This is a genomic window from Colwellia demingiae (genome assembly GCF_007954275.1).
Taxonomy (GTDB): domain Bacteria; phylum Pseudomonadota; class Gammaproteobacteria; order Enterobacterales; family Alteromonadaceae; genus Colwellia; species Colwellia demingiae.
In genome coordinates this window covers 22,669-43,252 of sequence record NZ_VOLT01000003.1, presented here as the reverse complement: position 1 = coordinate 43,252, position 20,584 = coordinate 22,669, and the positions used below count along the sequence as shown (strand labels likewise).

General features: G+C 38.7%; 17 protein-coding genes. 10 read left to right on the top strand and 7 right to left on the bottom strand.

What is annotated here, in order from left to right; translation table 11 throughout:
* Positions 1–42 precede the first annotated feature (42 nt).
* The 4 genes from rnhB (at position 43) to tilS (ending at position 6,943) form a co-directional block, all read left to right on the top strand.
* A complete protein-coding gene (rnhB, locus tag ESZ36_RS05785) occupies positions 43–696 on the top strand; it encodes a ribonuclease HII (protein ID WP_146784901.1) in 654 nt (217 codons plus the stop codon).
* Positions 689–4,258 (top strand): DNA polymerase III subunit alpha, encoded by a 3,570-nt coding sequence (gene dnaE, locus ESZ36_RS05780; RefSeq protein ID WP_146784898.1) that lies wholly within the window; start codon positions 689–691, stop codon positions 4,256–4,258. Before rnhB ends, dnaE begins: the two co-directional genes overlap by 8 nt.
* A gap of 297 nt (positions 4,259–4,555) precedes the next feature.
* Complete coding sequence (accA, locus tag ESZ36_RS05775; RefSeq protein ID WP_146784895.1) at positions 4,556–5,512, top strand: acetyl-CoA carboxylase carboxyl transferase subunit alpha; 957 nt, start codon at positions 4,556–4,558, stop codon at positions 5,510–5,512.
* Between the two features lie 42 nt (positions 5,513–5,554).
* On the top strand, positions 5,555–6,943 hold the full coding sequence (gene tilS, locus ESZ36_RS05770; protein ID WP_146784892.1) for a tRNA lysidine(34) synthetase TilS: 1,389 nt from the start codon (positions 5,555–5,557) through the stop codon (positions 6,941–6,943).
* 102 nt (positions 6,944–7,045) lie between these two features.
* Here tilS and sstT read toward each other — a convergent pair whose 3' ends face one another.
* A complete protein-coding gene (gene sstT, locus ESZ36_RS05765; protein WP_146784888.1) occupies positions 7,046–8,272 on the bottom strand; it encodes a serine/threonine transporter SstT in 1,227 nt (408 codons plus the stop codon).
* Positions 8,273–8,451: 179 nt separating this feature from the next.
* On the opposite strand from sstT, the gene ESZ36_RS05760 reads away from it, so the two are divergent.
* Complete coding sequence (locus tag ESZ36_RS05760) at positions 8,452–9,021, top strand: PhnA domain-containing protein (RefSeq protein ID WP_146784885.1); 570 nt, start codon at positions 8,452–8,454, stop codon at positions 9,019–9,021.
* A gap of 151 nt (positions 9,022–9,172) precedes the next feature.
* Here ESZ36_RS05760 and fur read toward each other — a convergent pair whose 3' ends face one another.
* From fur to ESZ36_RS05735, 5 genes are all read right to left on the bottom strand, one after another.
* Positions 9,173–9,616, bottom strand: coding sequence for a ferric iron uptake transcriptional regulator (fur, locus tag ESZ36_RS05755; RefSeq protein ID WP_011042411.1), 444 nt, complete (start codon positions 9,614–9,616; stop codon positions 9,173–9,175).
* Positions 9,617–9,789: 173 nt separating this feature from the next.
* Positions 9,790–10,314, bottom strand: a complete 525-nt coding sequence (fldA, locus tag ESZ36_RS05750; RefSeq protein WP_011042412.1) for a flavodoxin FldA — start codon at positions 10,312–10,314, stop codon at positions 9,790–9,792.
* 27 nt (positions 10,315–10,341) lie between these two features.
* Positions 10,342–10,623 (bottom strand): LexA regulated protein, encoded by a 282-nt coding sequence (ybfE, locus tag ESZ36_RS05745; protein WP_146784882.1) that lies wholly within the window; start codon positions 10,621–10,623, stop codon positions 10,342–10,344.
* Positions 10,624–10,626: 3 nt separating this feature from the next.
* Positions 10,627–10,848, bottom strand: coding sequence for a DUF2788 domain-containing protein (locus tag ESZ36_RS05740; protein ID WP_146784880.1), 222 nt, complete (start codon positions 10,846–10,848; stop codon positions 10,627–10,629).
* 198 nt (positions 10,849–11,046) lie between these two features.
* On the bottom strand, positions 11,047–11,838 hold the full coding sequence (locus ESZ36_RS05735; RefSeq protein ID WP_146784876.1) for an alpha/beta fold hydrolase: 792 nt from the start codon (positions 11,836–11,838) through the stop codon (positions 11,047–11,049).
* Between the two features lie 243 nt (positions 11,839–12,081).
* On the opposite strand from ESZ36_RS05735, the gene seqA reads away from it, so the two are divergent.
* The 5 genes from seqA (at position 12,082) to ESZ36_RS05710 (ending at position 18,349) form a co-directional block, all read left to right on the top strand.
* Positions 12,082–12,684 (top strand): replication initiation negative regulator SeqA, encoded by a 603-nt coding sequence (gene seqA / locus ESZ36_RS05730; protein WP_146784873.1) that lies wholly within the window; start codon positions 12,082–12,084, stop codon positions 12,682–12,684.
* A gap of 53 nt (positions 12,685–12,737) precedes the next feature.
* On the top strand, positions 12,738–14,399 hold the full coding sequence (pgm, locus tag ESZ36_RS05725) for a phosphoglucomutase (alpha-D-glucose-1,6-bisphosphate-dependent) (protein WP_146784870.1): 1,662 nt from the start codon (positions 12,738–12,740) through the stop codon (positions 14,397–14,399).
* Between the two features lie 389 nt (positions 14,400–14,788).
* The gene (locus ESZ36_RS05720) at positions 14,789–15,970 is read left to right on the top strand and encodes a thiamine pyrophosphate-dependent dehydrogenase E1 component subunit alpha (protein WP_146784867.1); all 1,182 of its coding nucleotides are present in this window, start codon (positions 14,789–14,791) and stop codon (positions 15,968–15,970) included.
* 91 nt (positions 15,971–16,061) lie between these two features.
* Positions 16,062–17,039, top strand: a complete 978-nt coding sequence (locus tag ESZ36_RS05715) for an alpha-ketoacid dehydrogenase subunit beta (RefSeq protein ID WP_146784864.1) — start codon at positions 16,062–16,064, stop codon at positions 17,037–17,039.
* A gap of 29 nt (positions 17,040–17,068) precedes the next feature.
* The gene (locus ESZ36_RS05710) at positions 17,069–18,349 is read left to right on the top strand and encodes a dihydrolipoyllysine-residue acetyltransferase (protein ID WP_146784861.1); all 1,281 of its coding nucleotides are present in this window, start codon (positions 17,069–17,071) and stop codon (positions 18,347–18,349) included.
* 104 nt (positions 18,350–18,453) lie between these two features.
* On the opposite strand, the gene ESZ36_RS05705 is transcribed toward ESZ36_RS05710, so the two are convergent.
* The gene (locus ESZ36_RS05705) at positions 18,454–20,313 is read right to left on the bottom strand and encodes a M2 family metallopeptidase (RefSeq protein ID WP_146784858.1); all 1,860 of its coding nucleotides are present in this window, start codon (positions 20,311–20,313) and stop codon (positions 18,454–18,456) included.
* Positions 20,314–20,584: the final 271 nt, after the last annotated feature.

Below are 20,584 nucleotides of genomic sequence, written 5' to 3'. Positions count from 1 at the left end.
AACTAACAATAAGATAAGAATACCTTATCTCGAGTAAATAATATGGCGAGTAAGCAAACTTTCCCTGATTTTGAATACCCTATAGCATATTGCATTGCAGGTGTTGATGAAGTTGGTCGTGGTCCTTTAGTGGGTGATGTGGTTACAGCGGCCGTTATTTTAGATCCCGATAACCCTATTGAAGGATTGATGGACTCTAAAAAGCTGTCAGAAAAGAAGCGTAACTTGTTATCAGTAGAAATAAAGGAAAAGGCAATCTCTTGGTCGTTAGGACGTGCTAATCCTCAAGAAATAGATACTTTAAATATATTACACGCGACTATGCTTGCTATGCAGCGCGCTGTTGCAGGACTGAATGTTGAACCTGACTTTGTTCTTGTTGATGGTAATCGTTGTCCTACATTCTTATGTAATGCCAGTGAAAATAACCAACAAAGTTTGAAAATAGCTAGCCAAGCGATAGTGAAAGGTGATGCTAGAGTTGCTGAAATAAGTGCTGCATCTATTATTGCTAAAGTAGCTCGAGATAATGAAATGATAGCCTTAGACAAACTTCATCCTGAGTATGGATTTGCCAAGCACAAAGGTTACCCAACTAAACTGCATTTAGAAAAAATTATCGAGCATGGCGTACTTGATTGTTATCGACAAAGTTTTAAACCTGTCGCTAGAGTATTAGGTACATACCATGACTGAAATACTTAGCGGAGAAATAGTCATAGAAGCAGAACCAAGCGTTTTTGTGCCGCCTAAATTTGTTCATTTACGCGTACACAGTGATTACTCCATGTGTGATGGTTTAAAGAAAGTTAAGCCGATAATTGCTAGAGCTGTTGAGCTTAATATGCCGGCACTTGCTTTAACTGATCAAACTAACTTGTGTGGCTTGGTGAAATATTATCACGCTGCTCATGGCGCAGGAATTAAACCTATTATTGGTTGTGATTTTTGGGTGAAAAGTGATGAGTTGGAGGATGAACTGTCACGTATAGTTGTACTTACCACGAACAACGTTGGCTATAAAAATATAACCGAACTTATCTCCAAAGCCTACATGCGCGGACACGTACAAAACAAAGCTGTTATAGACAAATCATGGCTGATTGAATACAAAGAAGGTTTGATATTACTTTCTGGTGGCCGTGAAGGTGATATAGGGAAAGCTTTGTTAAAAGGTAATACTGAACTTGTTTCAGAAATGGTTACCTTTTATCAACAACATTTCGATCGTTGTTTTTTTCTTGAGTTAGTGAGAACAGGTCGTAATGATGAAGAAAATTATATCCACCTTGCCGTTGCCCTAGCCGAACAAGAAAACTTGCCCGTGGTTGCCACGAATGAGGTGATGTTCCTTTCTACTGATAACTTTGATGCCCATGAAATCCGTGTTGCTATTCATGATGGCTTTACCTTAGATGATAAACGTCGTCCTAAGCGCTATAGCCCTGAGCAATACTTGCGAAGTGAAGAGGAGATGTGCGAGCTTTTTAGCGACATCCCTGAAGCCTTAGCCAATAGCGTTGAAATTGCTAAACGCTGTAATGTCACGGTTACCTTAGGTGAATACGTATTACCAGACTTCCCAACGGAAGGTTTGGAGATAAATGACTTTTTTATCAAAGTGTCTGAAAAAGGTTTAGAAAAACGACTTGACCAATTATTTGACCGTCAAGCTGATGACTTTGCACAAATAAGAAAGCCTTATGATGAACGTTTAGCTATTGAGCTGGAAGTTGTTAACAATATGGGCTTCCCAGGCTATTTCCTGATTGTTATGGAGTTTATTCAGTGGAGTAAAGATAACAATATTCCCGTGGGACCTGGTCGAGGTTCTGGTGCTGGGTCGCTTGTTGCTTATGCCCTTGATATTACCGACCTTGATCCACTTGAATATGATTTACTTTTTGAGCGGTTTTTAAACCCAGAACGTGTCTCTATGCCTGATTTCGATATCGATTTCTGTATGGACAGACGTGATGAAGTAATCGATCACGTTGCTGAGCTTTATGGTCGTGATGCAGTTTCGCAAATTATTACTTTTGGTACCATGGCGGCAAAAGCGGTTATCCGTGATGTTGGTCGTGTACTTGGCCATCCTTATGGTTTTGTTGATAGAATTTCAAAACTGATCCCGCCAACGCCAGGTATGACCTTAGCGAAAGCGTTTGAAGAAGAGCCAAAGTTACCTGAAATCTACGCGCAAGACAGTGAAGTAAAAGATCTGATTGATATGTGCCGTATTCTTGAAGGCACCACGCGAAATGCGGGTAAACATGCGGGTGGTGTTGTCATTTCGCCAACCACTATTACCGACTTTGCACCACTGTATTGTGATGATGAAGGTAAAAACCCGGTTACTCAGTTTGATAAAAATGATGTTGAAGATGCGGGTTTAGTTAAGTTCGATTTTCTAGGATTAAGAACACTAACTATTTTACAATGGGCCATAGAAATGGCTGATGTAAAATTGCTTAAAGCCGGCAAAGAGCCGATTGATATCACCAAAATAGATCTTGAAGATAAAGCAAGCTTTAAGTTATTACTTGCCTCGAAAACTACGGCAGTGTTTCAGCTTGAATCTAGCGGTATGAAATCTTTAATTGAAAAATTAAAACCTGATTGCTTTGAAGATATTATCGCACTGGTGGCTTTATTTAGACCAGGACCATTACAGTCAGGCATGGTTGATAACTTCATTGAACGTAAACATGGCCGTGAAGAAGTCAGTTACCCTGATGCCACATGGCAACATGAAGATTTACAGCCTGTGCTTGAACCAACTTACGGCATTATCTTGTATCAAGAGCAAGTAATGCAAATTGCGCAGGTACTGGCGGGTTATTCACTCGGTGGTGCCGATATGCTTCGCCGCGCCATGGGTAAGAAAAAACCTGAAGAAATGGCTAAGCAGCGAGCTGGTTTTGAACAAGGTGCGAAAGATCGAGGTGTTGATGGTGAGCTCGCCATGAAGATATTCGATTTGGTTGAAAAATTTGCTGGTTATGGTTTTAACAAGTCACATTCAGCGGCTTATGCATTAGTGTCTTATCAAACATTATGGATGAAGACACATTTTCCTGCACCATTTATGGCTGCAGTAATGTCTGCAGATATGGATAACACTGAAAAAATTGTCACCTTAGTTGATGAATGTGGCAATATGGCAATAGATTTATTGCCGCCTGATGTTAATGCAGGACAATATAAATTTACCGTTAATGAAGATAACCAAATTGTTTATGGTATTGGTGCGGTTAAAGGCGTTGGTGAAGGTCCTATTGAAGCTATTATTAGTGCCCGACAAACAGATGGTCCTTTTACTGACTTATTTGATTTTTGTGCACGTCTTGATCTCAAAAAAACCAATAAACGTGTTTTAGAAAAGTTAATTAAATCAGGCGCTATGGATAGTCTGGGGCCTAAGTATGTACAAGGGAAAGCCAAAGAGCAGGGCGCGAACCGAGCAGCACTCTTTGCAACCTTACCAGAAGCAATTAAAGCAGCAGAACAACATGCAAAAGCTGAATCTTTGGGGCAAAATGACTTATTTGGTTTAATTAATGATGAAAAAACTGATTCCAGACAAACTTTTAAAGAAGTAAGAGCTTGGCCTGAGGAAAAGTGGTTAGATGGCGAAAAAGAAACCTTAGGGCTTTATTTAACAGGTCATCCCATTAATCGCTACCTGACTGAAATAAAAAAATATTCTTCGAGCCGACTAGTTGTCATGCAACCCACGGGTCGAGATAGGCAAGCGGTTGCTGTTGGTTTAGTGATAGGCGTGCGCGTCCTAGTCAATAAACGCGGGCGTCGTTGGGCATTGGTGACTCTAGATGATAAGAGTGCTCGTATGGATATTCGCCTTTTTCCAGATGACTATGATCGCTTTGCAGAGATGCTGGTAAATGACGCTATTTTGGTTTGTAGTGGACAGGTCAGCTTTGATGATTATTCTGGTGGTAATACAATGACAGCTCGGGATATAATGACAATCACTGACGCGCGAGAAAATTATCTTAGCTCTATTGATATTCAAGTTGATAACAGCTTGATAGCAGATGATTTTATCGAACAGTTTACTCAGGTATTAACACCTTTTAAAGAAGGTACCTGTCCAGTGAGAGTTTTTTATCAGCGCGAAGAAGCCCAAGCTATGCTTGAGTTAGGCGTTCAATGGCGAGTAACGCCAGCCGATATGTTACTATACGAATTAAAAACATTGCTTGGTGAAGAACGTGTCGCCATGGAATTTAAATAAGACCATTTGGATTAGCTAAGGTTACAGGATTCAATGAGATTGAATTTTCAAGAACGAGATGCTTGATTGAGCAATAGCTTGCTATTGGGATTGAAAGCAACGTCATTATTGGATATTCAGGCCATTTGAAAGTGAGCACTTAGTTAGTACAATTGGTATAACAACTACTTAACTTAAGATATTGAACAAGTGTACTTTATTTAAAGTATTGTTTAAGATACTAAATTCAAGGTGTTTTGGTTAAGTAGTGAAAAACGATTTTAAAAAATTAACTAGATTTATTAGGTAAAAATAAGCATGTCATTAAACTTTTTAGATTTCGAGCAGCCTATTGCTGAACTTGATGCAAAAATAGAAGAGCTACAGTTAGTAAATAACGGCCAAGAGCTTGATCTTGATATCGAAGATCAAATCTCGCAATTACGCGAGAAAAATAAAGAGCAAACTAAGAAAATTTTTTCGAACTTAGATGCGTGGCAAACTGCTAGAGTAGCTCGCCATCCACAACGCCCATATTCGTTAGATTATATACCGCGTATTTTTACTGAGTTTGATGAGTTAGCCGGTGATCGCGCTTATGCTAATGACAGTGCTATTGTTGGTGGTACAGCACGTTTGGACGGTAAACCTGTTATGATTATTGGTCATCAAAAAGGTCGTTCAACTGCTGAAAAAGTTAAGCGTAATTTTGGTATGCCTCGTCCAGAAGGTTATCGCAAAGCGCTACGCTTAATGGAAATGGCAGAACGTTTTAATATGCCTATCATCACTTTTATCGACACTCCGGGTGCTTATCCAGGTGTTGGTGCAGAAGAGCGAGGTCAAAGTGAAGCTATTGCTCGTAACTTAAAAGTGATGGCGCGTTTATCTGTGCCTATTATCTGTACCGTTATTGGTGAAGGCGGCTCTGGTGGCGCATTAGCCATTGGTGTAGGTGATAGAGTAAATATGTTGCAATATGCAACATATTCAGTAATTTCACCTGAAGGGTGTGCGTCAATTTTATGGAAAACAGCCGAAAAAGCTCCTACAGCTGCGGCGGCAATGGGCATTACAGCACAGCGCATCAAAGAGTTGGATTTAATAAATACTATTGTGGAAGAGCCATTAGGCGGAGCGCATCGCGATATGGACGTCATGGCAGCACAGCTTAAACAAGCAATCAAAAAAGATCTGTCGGAGCTAGAAGGCTTAAGTAAAGATGAGCTTATCGAGAAACGTTACGATAGATTAATGTCATTTGGTTACTGCTAAATAGCATAGCCGACAGCAGTTAACTGCTGTCGGCTTTTTTCTATGAATATTATAACTTCAGCCCTTCAAAATACCCTCAAGACCCTTTTCGAAACACACGGAAATATTGAGTTAATTATTGCCTATAGTGGCGGTATCGACTCGCAGGTGCTCTTACATGCTTTAGTGCAATTAAAGCAAAATAAACTTATCAGCAACGAAATTACTGTCTGTCATGTTAATCATGGTTTGAGTGACAATGCCGAGTCTTGGCAAAAACTTGCCGAACAAGAGTGTATTAAGCTGTCAGTTAAGCTTATTGTTAAGCGTGTTAATCTGCTGTCAAAAGCACAACAGTCACTGGAAGCACTAGCACGTGACGCCAGATATAATGCCCTGAAATCACTGAGAGATAAAAAGTCTATTGTGTTAACTGGGCATCATAGCGATGATCAAAGTGAGACCTTTTTATTAGCACTTAAACGCGGTGCGGGTTTAAAAGGCTTATCAGCAATGTCTGTACAAACAAAGCTTGGCCAACATTTATTAGTACGACCTTTACTGAGCGTTTCTCGACAAGAAATAGAAAGTTATGCTGAAAATCATCAGCTTAGTTGGGTGGAAGATGAATCCAATCTTAATACTTGTTTTGACCGTAACTTTCTCAGACAAGAAATAATACCACTGTTGCGTGAGCGTTGGCCCAGTATTAATAATACCATTAACCGAAGTGCTAGCCATTGTTTAGCAGGGCAGGAGTTATTAGATGAACTTGCCGAGCAAGACTTAAGCGTTTGTAAGTCCGCAGATTCGGGTTTACATGTTCCAGCGTTAACTACTTTATCACCAGCACGCTTTAATAACCTAATTCGCTTTTTTATGGCGCAACAAGGTTGCTTAATGCCAAGTACAGAGCAAGTTAACCAAGTAAGGCAACAACTGCAGGCTGATGAAGATAAAAACCCTCAAATTAAAGTGGCAGAGCAGGTCTTTAGACGTTTTAAAAACACATTGTTTCTAACGCCCGAATATAATGATATCAGCAGCTGGCAAGGCCAAATTGAATTGTTCCAAGATACTCAGATGCTTGGTAATAATTTATTGGTTTTACCGGATAACTTGGGCGAGCTGATTTTTAATACGGATGCCGTGACAAGTTCTAATTCGAGCACAAATTTACCTCGCGTTTCTTTACCTACTCACGGACAGCAAGTCACTGTTCGCTTTTGCCATGAAAATCCAAAATGCTTGCCTCATTTTAGGCAACACTCCCGTACTGTTAAAAAAGTACTGCAAGAGTTAAATATAGCACCATGGCAACGTAAACGTATTGCATTCTTGTACTACGACAATGAATTGGTAGCGGCGATAAACCACTTCATTTGCCAACCATTTATTGAGAGTGACCCTAAGCTAGGTATGCAAGTAGAGCATACTAAGTTGACAGATTGAACGTTTAAATAAATGAAAAGGCGCATAGTACCAAGAGTACTATGCGCCTTTTTTATAGGGGCTGCTTATGTTAGTTATATCAGCTCCGATATACTTTCGTTATTAATTCTTAGTTATATGGTGTGATGCTGCAGCTGAAAATACAACATCAGTAGAGCTGTTTAAAGCCGTTTCTGCTGAGTCTTGGATAACGCCAATAATAAAGCCAATAGCAACCACCTGCATAGCGACATCATTATCAATACCAAATAAGCTACATGCTAACGGAATGAGTAATAGTGAACCACCAGCCACACCAGAAGCACCACAGGCTGAAATGGAAGCCACCACCGACAATAAAATGGCTGTTGCAAAACTAACTTCAATATTTAAGCTATAGGCAGCAGCCAAAGTTAATACGGTAATTGTAATTGCTGCACCCGCCATGTTGATGGTGGCACCTAGTGGGATTGAGACTGAGTATGTATCTTCATGTAAATCTAATTTCTTACATAAGGCCATATTAACGGGAATGTTTGCGGCTGAACTACGGGTGAAAAATGCGGTAATACCTGATTCTTTAAGGCAAGTAAAAACTAAAGGATAAGGGTTTTTCTTAGTGATGATAAAGACAATTAAAGGATTAACTAACAAAGCGATAATTAACATTGCGCTAAGTAGTACTGCAACCAAATGACTATATTCGCCCAAAGCACTAAAGCCCGTTGTTGCAATTGTATTTGCGACTAAGCCAAAAATTCCCAGTGGTGCAAAACGAATTACAATGCGGACAATACTCGAAATAGCTTCGCTTAAATCATGCACCATTCCCTTGCTTGATTCACTTGCATGCTTTAATGAAAAACCTAAGCCTAATCCCCAAGCAAGAACAGCAATAAAGTTACCGTCAGCAACAGCCGTCACTGGATTTTCAACAACTTTAAAGGCAAGCGTAGCCAATACTTCTGTTAATTGTTGTGGAGGATTTGCAGTGGCTCCAGCAAGGTTTAAGGTAAGCTCTGTTGGAAAAGCAAAACTTAATAATACGGCAACAAAAGCGGCACTTAAAGTACCTAAAAAGTATAAGCCAACAATAGGTTTTAACTCAGCACTGCTATCCATTTTTTGGTTAGCTATCGCTGAAGTAACTAATACCAGCACGAGAATAGGGGCAACTGCTTTTAGGGCGTTAACAAATAAGCTGCCGAGCATACCAAATGCTTTGGCTGTTTCTGGTGATATTACCGCGAGTAAACTAGCTAATATAATCGCGACAATTATTTGGCTCACCAAACTGGTTGACTTAATTTTCTGAATAAAAGATGCGTTAAGTGTATTTTCGCTGGTCATAGGTAAGCCTGCTAATGAAATTTTTAATATGAGCGAGTTTTATCATTGAAGAATAGCCATTGTCTAGAGCTATTCGATAAACAAGGATAATTAAGCGTTAAAGCGAGTTTTTTCATAGAAATATAAGTCTATGCGAGTATAATTGCGCCATTAAAACAACGATTATTTTTGGAAAAACTATGCCTACAGAACAAGCATTAAAAAACCGAAGCAACAATAGCTGCGAACTTTGTACTAGTACAGAAACCTTGGTAGTTTATCCGGTACCACCAACGAGTGATCTAAGTGCCCAACAATCTATTTATTTATGTCAAAATTGTTTATCGCAAATTGAAGGACAAAATGAGTTAGATCTTAATCACTGGCGTTGCTTAAGTGACAGTATGTGGAATCAGGAGCCAGCAGTACAAGTTATGTCTTATCGTATGCTGCACAAACTTTCTTCTGAGAGTTGGGCTCAAGATGCTTTGGACATGATTTACTTAGAAGATGAAGTTAAAACGTGGGCAGAGCAGGGTATTGCTGCAGAGCGTAGTAATGGACCAACGCGCGATAGCAATGGTGCAGAATTACAAGATGGCGACAATGTCACTTTGATTAAAGATTTAAAAGTTAAAGGGGCAAACTTTACCGCCAAGCAAGGTACCATGGTACGAGGTATTACCTTAACTGATAATCCTGAGCATATCGAAGGAAAAGTTAATGGCACCCGTATTGTCTTAGTATCAGCTTATTTGAAAAAGGCTTAATCTTAACGATTCGAGTTATTCAACGAGTAAAAATAAGACATAAAAAAACGCTGTGATAGTTATATCACAGCGTTTTTATTTATAAGTCTATTTACATAACACTAAATTAAATTGAGCTAATTAATATATCAACTCAACGGATAAATTTTTGTTATTGATTCTTTTTTCTAAAAGATTCACAAGCTACTTGGTCTTCACACTCACCATATAGGTACAAGCTATGGTTGGTCAGCTTAATTTTATGTGCTACAGCAATATCACTCTGTCTTTGTTCAATGACATTGTCTTCAAACTCAACAACTTTACCACATTTTAAACAAACTAAATGATCGTGGTGAGCTTTATGAGCTAATTCAAATACTGATTTTCCGCCTTCAAAGTGATGGCGAGTAACAATGCCAGCATCATCAAATTGGTTTAATACTCGGTATACAGTCGCTAAACCAATTTCTTCATTTTGTTCTAATAATATTTTATAAACATCTTCTGCACTGATGTGCTGATTATTTGGCTGTTGAAGAATACTGAGGATCTTTATTCTAGGCAGGGTGATTTTTAATCCAGCTCTTTTAAGTTCTTCGTTTTGTTCAGCCATATTAACTCTCTAAAGTGATAAGTAATTCAATAGCAAAATTATAGGGGGTTATAGAGGAAGAGAAAAGCTTTAGTTTTATTCTTTGAACAAATTGTTCGCTTTGACTGTAAAAGTGAAAAAAAAAGCCCAATAAATGGGCTTTTTTGACTATAACCTTGTTATATTCAAGGTTATTAGGCGAATTCGGCTAAACACATTTCATCATTTAATTGAGCAAGCCATTTATCAACACGTGCTTCAGTTAATTCGCTTTGTCTGTCTTCATCAATACATAAGCCAATAAAAGTGTTTTCATCAACAAGGGCTTTTGATGCTTCAAATTCATAACCGTCGGTTGACCAGTTACCAACAACGATAGCACCTTTACTCTCAACTATATCGCGTAAAGGCTCCATAGCGTCACAAAAGTATTCGGCGTAATCTTCTTGGTCGCCTAAGCCAAAGATAGCTACTAATTTATCAGTAAAATCTATTGCTTCTAAATCAGGTAAAAAATCATCCCAATCACATTGGTTTTCGCCATAATACCAGGTAGGAATACCTAAAATAAGCAAATCGAACTCTGCAATTTCCTCTTTAGTGCTTTTGGCGATGTCTTTGACGTCAACCATTTGCTTACCTAATTTTTTCTGGATCATTTTACCAATTGCTTCAGTGTTACCTGTATCACTGCCAAAGAATAAACCTACGATTGCCATGAAATATTACCTTATTATGCTTTCATATTACTTAATGTGTGCTGCTAATGATTCTATTAGTAGCGACTCTATTAATTCGCTACGACTCATTTCTTGAGTTTCAGCTAATTGTTCTAATTGTTCGAATAAACTGTGATGGACTTTAAACTCTACTCGTTTTAAACCCTTGTTTTTATCACGTTTTACTTGATTTCGTTTGTTGATTTTTATCTGTACGCTACGCGAGTTAGGATTTGTTTTCGGACGTCCAGGACGCCTTTCATCGCTAAATAGGTCAATAGTGGTTAAGTCAGTAATTTCTTTTGCCATGAGTTAACCAACACCCTGACTTTCCCAGATAAACTGGATAATACCTTTCGCAATAAAGCCCGCACAGCCTAAAAATAAAACAAAATAAACGACCACTTTACCCATTCTTGGTACATCGTTTCTATTCATCACATCATAAATAGAAAGGCCGATAAAGCCAAAGATAAAAAGGAAAAATAAATTAAGGCCAATTGCCTCAATAAGTTCTAAATGTTCTGCTAGCATAGTGGTTGCTTGTTTCTTATACACTAAGGCCAAATAATACTAAGGCCAAAAAAATTGGCCGCATTATAACACACCATTCAGCCATACCATTAGCATTTCTAGCTATTAGGTAAATAATAATAGCGTTTGTTGGTAGTTAGCATTTTGATCTTTATCAATGATATAGAAGTCGTCCGTTATAATTTCTCTATTTTATGGCTATTCAGTCTTAATAAAGTCGGCGACAATTTTATTAAAGGCAATTGTCTTTTCGGCATGAAGCCAATGTCCCGCGCCTTGAATAATTTTTGCTTTGCTGTTGGGTAATAGTGCTGCGATAGCTGCTCTATGCTCAGTTTTAATATAATCAGAATTACCTCCCTTGATGAACAAAGTTGGTCCAGCATAAGCACTTTTATTATCAGGAATTTGATTCGCTTTCATTATCTGCGGGTAGCATAAACTGATACTTTCAAGACTACATTTAAAGGCAAATTTTCCATTCGAATTCAATGCTAAATTACGTAATAAAAACTGCCTAACACCTATGTTATCGACAAAGGGAGCTAGCTGAGTATCAGCATCCTTGCGTTTCATCACTTGTGATAAATCGATAGCTTGCAAACCGGCTATAATTTTTAAATGATGAGGCGGGTAACTAACCGGAGCAATATCAGCAACCAATAACTTTGTAATACGATCTGGTTGTTCTAACGCTACTTGAATGGCAATTTTACCGCCCATTGAGTGACCTAATAATAGGCAAGTATCAATATTTAAATGGTCTAATAAATTAATAATATCTTGTGCTAATTCGGAGTACTCCATGGTACTACCATGAAATGAATCGCCATGATTTCTAACGTCGACACTGGTAACACAATAGTCCTGGGCTAATGGCTTTGCTACCATATTAAGATTTTCTAAACTACCAAATAAACCATGTATCAATACTATATGTTTGCCAGTACCAACTTGTTTGTAGTTCAGTATTTCAGGTTTTTTTTTCATTATATTATTCATTTTTATTTGGCAATTATTGGCAATATTGTCATGTTTTTAACAACTATTTGCAAATATACCTGTTAAATCATCAAACCATAGAATAACTATGCCAAAATTAATTATCTTGCCTAAAGTCATGTTAGTTCCAACTGAAATTATGAAATTTGAATGGTAATCGGTATAAATGAGTTCAACACACTGTCATTTCCCTATATAATCTTTCGCGAATTATTTAAGTTAAGGGTAACAATGAAAAACATCGAAATAGATGAAGAGCTTTATCAATATATTGCCACTAATACTCAGTTTATTGGTGAGAGTGCTTCTGCCATTTTACGTCGTTTGTTAAATTTGGGTGTCGAAGCCAAGCTTGACACCGTTACCGTTAATGAACCTGCAGCTGTGGTTGAAGTAAGTACTCTTCCTGAATCTGAGGATGATGCAGTGAAAATTGAAACTGCTGTGGTTGAAGAGCCAAAAAGTAAAACGGTTGTTAAGGTTACAGCTGCGAGTCATGAAACAGTGTTTAATTTTATCAATAGAGAAGAGTTGGCAATGCAGCGTGGTGCTGTGGGGCGGTTCTTATTAATTCTTGCCGCATTATATCGTGCTCACCCCGAACAGTTTGGTGTGGTAACTGAAATAAGTGGACGAGATCGCTTATATTTTGCTAATAGTGAAAATAAATTAGCAGAAAGTGGCAGTAGTACTAAACCTCGACAAATACCAGAAAGTCCATTTTGGGTCATAACCAATTCGAACACTACACGTAAAAAAATGATGTTAACTAAAGCCTCAATCTCATTGGGTTATAGTGATAGTGATGTAGAAAAAATTCGTGAGCTACTTTAGCACTGACTATTAAAGTGGCTTATAATAATACTTGTAATAATTAGGAAGATGACATGAGTATCCACCCTTTTGCGGGTAAACCAGCTCGTCCGGAAGATAGAATTAATATTGGTCAGTTAGTTAGTGACTACTTTTTGCAAACGCCAGATGTAAGTTTAGCAGCTGAACAAGTAAGTTTTGGCACGTCTGGTCATCGAGGTTGTGCAAATAAACGCAGTTTCAATGAGCAGCACATTATCGCTATATGTCAGGCTATTGCTGAATATCGCCAACAAAATGCCATTAATGGTCCACTCTTTTTAGGCAAAGATACCCATGCGTTATCGGAGCCCGCATTTGCTAACGCAATATCAGTACTTATTGCTAATGGCGTTAATGTCGTTGTCCAAAATGACTCTTTATCAGGAAAGGGTTTTACCCCTACGCCAGTCATATCTCGCTTAATCATTTGTCATAATAAATCAGCTTCTGAAAAAATTGCTGACGGCATTGTCATTACACCTTCACATAATCCACCGAGTGATGGTGGTATTAAATATAACCCGCCTCACGGTGGTCCTGCAGAAGGTGGCATTACCAAGCAAATTGAGCAGCGCGCTAATGAAATAATTACCGCAGGCTTAACTGATGTTAAACAGCTATCTTATCCTGAAGCGCTACAGTCATCTTTGCTCACAAAAGAAGACTTTATTAGTGATTATGTTAGCCAACTTAATCAAGTAATTGACATGCAGGCGATTTCAAAAGCAGGTGTCACTATTGGTGTTGATCCTTTAGGCGGCTCGGGCATTGCTTATTGGCCAGTTATTGCTGAGCAATATAATCTGAACATGACTGTTGTTAATGAAGTGGTCGATGCCAGTTTTTCCTTTATGCCATTAGATAAAGATGGCAAAATTCGCATGGATTGCTCGTCAAAATATGCCATGGCAGGACTTATTGCCATGAAAGATGATTTTGATATCAGTGTCGGTAATGATCCTGATTTTGATCGCCATGGCATTGTCACGCCAAGTGGTGGTTTGATGAATCCTAATCATTACCTCGCTGTCGCTATTCATTACTTAATGACCCATAGAGATTGGCCAAAGAGTTGTAAAATAGGCAAAACGTTAGTATCAAGTTCATTGATTGACCGCGTAGCCGCTCAACTCTCTCGCCCGTTATCTGAAGTACCCGTTGGATTTAAGTGGTTTGTCGATGGTTTAGCTGATGCAAGTTATGCCTTTGGTGGTGAAGAAAGTGCTGGAGCATCTTTTCTATCCCGTAATGGTAGTACGTGGACCACAGATAAAGACGGTTTTATATTGGCTTTATTAGCGGCTGAGATTCTTGCTGTTACCGGCAAAGACCCTTATCAATATTACCTCGAACTAACTAAAACACTAGGTCAACCATGTTATGGCCGAGTTGAAGCTGTTGCGTCATTTGAACAGAAACGCGTGCTAACAGCGTTATCATGTGACGACGTTAAAGCACAAAGCCTTGCGGGTGATAAAATTCTTCATGTACTTTCACATGCACCAGGGAATAATGCCGCGATAGGTGGCATAAAAGTAGTAACTGATAACGGTTGGTTTGCTGCTCGTCCTTCAGGTACTGAAGATATTTATAAAATCTATGCTGAAAGTTTTATTGATGAAGATCACCTTCAAATCATCATTAGTGAGGCACAAGCCATTGTTGGCGCTTCATTTAAAGCTGCAGGATTGTAAGTTATTGCTATTAAAGAGTTATTACTAATTTTAGTGGTAACTCTTTAACTCCTATCTCCCCCCCTCTATTTTTTATTCTAATACCACTGTAAAGAATGTTGCTCACTTCTTGTGACTTGCACAGCAACTCATTGTCTCTGTTTATTGAATGTAAGTTAACGCAAAGGTAAAGTTTAAATAGGTTATTACGGCATACCTTACTTAGGTATAAATTGACTATACTAAAAATTAATAAGCCTAGCTAATACCCATATAATTTATTGACACCTCACAGTTACATGAGCGTACTTAAAACAAAAAAAATTTGTTAAATATAGTTTTATATTTAATCAACTTTCGCAGACTTTAACCGTAGCACCTTGCGCGTTAAGGTAATAGAAGAGAACATTATGAGCACAGAAATTTATGATGATGGACCAGTAGTACATCAACCTACTTTTATCGATGGGACCAGTGTTGAAATTCCTGAATTGAGAATTTTAGACCAAGACGGTGTCACTTATCCCAATGCTGACTTACCCGATATAGACCAAGCGTTGGCGACCAAAATTTATCATAGCCTTGCCTTTCATCGCGTATTAGATGAACGCATGGTGGCTTCACAGCGCCAGGGTCGTTTGAGCTTTTATATGACCGCATTAGGCGAAGAAGCTACTAGTGTTGGTGGTGCTGCGGGACTAAAGCCTCAAGATATGATCATGATGCAATATCGTGAACAAGGTGCCTTAATATATCGTGGTTTTGATCTTAAAGATCTAATGAATCAACTTTTTAGTAATGCTGGTGATTTAGGTAAAGGCCGTCAAATGCCGATCCATTATGGCTCTAAAGCGCTGAACTGTATGACAGTGTCTTCGCCTCTTGCGACACAAATCCCGCAAGCGACAGGTTATGCTTACGGGCAAAAAATGCAAGGTATTGATGCGGTAACCATTTGTTATTTTGGTGAAGGTGCAGCATCAGAAGGTGATTTTCATGCAGGTCTAAATATGGCTGCAGTGCAAGAAGCACCGGTTATCTTTTTCTGTAGAAACAATGGTTATGCTATCTCCACACCTTCAGATGAACAATTTAAAGGTAACGGTATTGCTTCTCGTGGTGTCGGTTATGGCATTAAAACAATTCGTATCGATGGGAACGACATCCTTGCGGTACTTAAAGCAACACAAATTGCTCGCGCTTATGCAATAAAAGAAAATAAGCCAGTATTAATCGAAGCGATGTCTTATCGTCTCGGTGCACATTCCACCTCGGATGATCCATCGGGTTATCGTACTAAAGAAGAAGAGGCTAAATGGCAAAGTCATGATCCTATCTTACGTATGAAAAACTGGTTAATAAACCAAAACTGGTGGGATGAAGCACAAGAAACTGCGTTATTTGAAAAATATCGAGAAGAAGTGTTAGCGGCAGTTAAAGTAGCAGAAAAAATTGATAAACCACATATAGATACCATGATAACTGATGTTTATGATGTGCCATCAGCGCAGTTACAAGCGCAATTAGATGAAGTCAAAGCTCACGTTAATAAATATCCAGAAGCTTACCCATTTACCGCAGGGAAATTTTAATCATGGCGCAAATCTATATTGACCAAGTGTGTAATATCAACACTGACTTCTTTAGAGCTTACCCAACTACAGCAGCAGGGAAATTTTAATCATGGCGCAAATAAACTTATTACACGCTATTAATAGCGCACTTGATATTGCCATGGCTGAAGATAAAAGCGCGGTATGTTTTGGTGAAGATGTTGGTCATTTTGGTGGAGTATTTCGTGCCACAAGTGGTCTACAAGAAAAATATGGTAAAGCTCGCTGTTTTAATACTCCGCTAGTAGAGCAGGGAATTATTGGTTTTGCTAATGGTCTAGCTGCCCAAGGCAGTATTGCTATTGCTGAGATTCAATTTGCCGATTATATTTTCCCTGCTTTTGATCAAATTGTTAATGAAGCGGCTAAATTTCGTTACCGTAGCGGTAATGAATTCAATGTTGGTAAACTTACCATTCGTAGCCCATACGGTGGTGGTATTGCGGGGGGCTTGTACCATAGTCAATCACCAGAAGCTTACTTTGCCCATACTCCAGGCTTAAAAGTAGTTATTCCACGTAATCCATACCAAGCGAAAGGTTTATTACTTGCTTCTATTCGTGATGATAACCCGGTGATATTTTTTGAACCAAAACGTTTATACCGAGCATCAGTTGGTGAAGTACCAGAAGAAGATTATCAATTGCCTTTGGGTAAAGCTGAAGTAGTACAAACGGGTACTGATATCACTTTACTTGCTTGGGGCGCACAAATGGAAATCATTGAAAAAGCAGCGCAAATGGCTAGCAACGATGGTATCTCTTGTGAAGTGGTAGATTTACGTACTATTTTACCTTGGGATATAGAAACTATTAGCAATTCTGTTATGAAAACAGGCCGTTTGCTCATTAGTCAAGAAGCACCATTAACAGCTGGATTTGCCAGTGAAATTGCTGCGACTATTCAAAGTGAATGTTTTTTACACTTAGAATCGCCTATTGCTCGTGTATGTGGTCTCGATACGCCATATCCATTAGCGTTAGAAAAAGAATATGTTAGTGATCACTTAAAAGTATATGAAGCAATCATAAAGAGCGTTAATTTTTAACGATAACCCTTATTAGCAGGACACAGAACATGAGTATTGATTTTATATTACCTGATATTGGTGAAGGTATCGTTGAGTGTGAACTCGTCGAATGGTTAGTTAAAGAAGGTGAAATAATTGTTGAAGATCAGCCTATTGCTGATGTGATGACAGATAAAGCCTTAGTACAAATTCCTGCAATGCATTCAGGCGTTGTGGAAAAGCTTTATTATAAGCAAGGTGAAATTGCCAAAGTGCATTCGCCTCTTTTTGCTATGACTCCAGAAGGTGATGACGGCACTAACGATATTGCTGCTGAAGCTAACGCACAAGTTGATACCGTCAAGGCGGATCTTGTAGCAAAAGAAGTGGCAGCACCATCAGTTGCTCCATCACCACTAAAAGACGAACCTGCTGTTAGTAATACTAAAACCGACAGTGGTAAAGCATTAGCAAGCCCTGCGGTTAGACGCGTAGCTCGTGAACTAGATATTAATATCCATCAAGTTGAAGGCAGTGGTAAAAAAGGGCGAGTCTATAAAGATGATGTCGTCGCTTATAGTCAAAATGGCTCGAGTGTTGGATCTACTGTTGGCGGTGTTGCTGCTGGCGGTGCTGTTATCGGTGGTACCAGTGTAGAGCCAATTCGTGGTATTAAGAAGATTATGGCAACCGCGATGCAAAATAGTGTCAGTACTATTCCGCACTTTACTTATTGTGAAGAAATCGATTTAACAGAGCTTATTGCTTTACGTGGTGAATTAAAAGAAGTCTACGCTAAGCAAGATATCAAGTTAACTATGATGCCGTTCTTTATGAAAGCTATGTCATTAGCGATTAAAGAATATCCATTGGTTAATACAAAAGTAAATGATGATTGTACCGAGCTGACTTACTTTAATGATCATAATATTGGTATGGCGGTTGATTCTAAAGTGGGCTTACTTGTACCTAATATTAAACAGGTACAAACTAAGTCAATATTAGATTTAGCTAACGACATTATGCGCTTAACAAATGATGCTCGTAGTGGACGTGTTGCCAGTGAAGATCTAAAAGGTGGCACTATTACTATTTCTAATATTGGTGCAATAGGCGGTACTGTGGCAACACCTATCATCAATAAACCAGAAGTGGCTATTGTTGCATTAGGGAAATTACAAAAATTACCACGCTTTAACGATCAAGGTGATGTAGAAGCACGCAGTATTATGCAAGTGAGCTGGTCTGGTGATCATAGAGTTATAGATGGCGGCACTATCGCGCGTTTCTGTAACCTATGGAAGTCATTCCTAGAGAAGCCAAGCCATATGTTAGTGCATATGAGCTAGATTGTTTGAAATAGATAGTTAAGTATAAAAAAAGCCCCGTTATCATTAGGTAATACCTAAGATAGCGGGGCTTTTTATTATGTGGACTTTTTAATTATTAATTATTAAAAACCACATTGTTTACCTTGGTTTTTGTTTTTCAACCAAACATGTAATGGTGCAAAGTAATCTAATATAGCGGTAGCATCCATTTGCTCATTACCCGTTATTACTTTATAAGCTTGCTGCCATGGCTGGCTTGAACCCATTTCTAACATGGTATTAAGCGCAGTACCTGCTTCTTTTGAGTTATAGATTGAACAGCGGTGAATAGGGTCAGTATTACCTGATATCTCACATAACGCACGATGGAATTCAAATTGTTGAATGTGTGCCAGGAAGTATCTACTGTACGGAACGCCTGCGGGAACATGATACTTAGCTCCGGGGTCGAATGCGTTAACATCACGATCTATAGGCGCTGCAACACCTTGGTATTTCTCACGTAATTCCCACCATGAAGTATTGTAGTTTTCAGGCTTAATTTCACCTGAGTAAACTTTCCAACGCCATTGATCAACCATCAAACCAAACGGAATGAAAGCGATTTTATCAAGCGCTTGTTTCATCAATAAACCAATATCTTTTGATTCATCAGGAATGGTATCAATTAAGCCAATTTCTTTTAAATATTTAGGTGTAACTGATAGGGCAATGGTATCACCGATTGCTTCATGGAAACCATCATTAGCACTGTTTTGGAAATAGACTGGCTGGTCTTTGTAAGCACGTTGATAGAAGTTGTGCCCTAATTCGTGGTGAATAACGTTAAATTCTTCACCTGTTTTCTGTATACACATTTTGATGCGAATATCGTCTTTAGCATCAAGATCCCATGCGCTGGCGTGACAAGTTACGTCTCTATCAGCAGGTTTAGTAAACAATGAACGAGTATAAAAAGTCTCTGGTAAAGCATCAAAGCCTAATGATGTGAAGAACTTCTCAGCGCCTCTAACCATTTTTATCTCATCGTAGTTATGCTCGGCTAATTGCTTAGTTACGTCATAACCAGGATCTGCATCTTGTGGAGCGACTAAATCATAGATGTTACCCCAAGACTGAGCCCACATATTACCCAATAAATGCGCTGGGATAGGTTTGTCTTGTGCAACTTTATCAGTACCGTAAGTTTCACCTAACTCAGTTCTTACATAACAATGTAAGTCATCATATAGAGGCTTAACTTGTCCCCATAAACGATCGAGTTCTTTAGCAAAATCATCGGCAGGCATATCATAGTTAGAGCGCCACATTGCGCCTAAATCTTGATAACCCAAACCTTTGGCACCTTCGTTCGCAAGCTCAGCTTGACGAGTATAAAGTGGTTTCATTTCTGGGCTGATTTCACGCCAACCGGTCCACATTTCAAGTAATTCATCATAATCACGAGAGTTAGCCATTTTCGACGTCATATCACCTAAGCTAAGTTTTTCACCTGCTTTAGTGGTGTAGCTACCCTTACCGTAAATACTGCCCAGCTTAGCGCCTATTGTCGCTAATTCAGCTGACTTTTCTGGATCTTGTGGCGCAGGCATAACCAAACTTTGCTTTAAGACATTTAATTGACGACGTTGTGTCGGATTAACGTCTACGTCGTCAAAAGTTGCAGCTTGCATGGCGTATCTTACACCAGCATCAGTGGACTTTTGATCGGCTTCAGCAGCTAATGATGCGGTATCTTCCGTGATAAAATTAGCGTAAATCCATGCAGCACGTGAACCTTCTAAGTTTAACGTCACCATTTCTTTAGCAACATTATCTAAGAACTGTTGGGCATCTGTTGCCGTTAATGCTGCTTGTGCGCTAATTTTTGTCGCTTTTTCTACCGAAGCTTGTTGTTTTGGTTCTTGATTACATGCAGTTAAAGAAGCGGCAATAACTAATGCGAGACCTGTAAACTTAAATGTTTTCGTAATATATTTCATTTTATAATAATTATTAAAGTGAAGTTGTTAGGTGAGGCTAGTATATAAAATTGTTTGCTTGATACAAAGTTTATAAGGAAAATAGTTACTTAGGATTAAACAGATTGAATTTTTGGCAAAAAAAAGCTCATTCAAAATGAATGAGCAAACTACAACATGAAACTGGATTGAGATATAAAAACAATAATAAACAAAAACAATGATATATAAGGGAGTTAATAAGAACAGAGAGTTTTAAAATCACTGCTTGCTAGAAACTGAGATAATAATA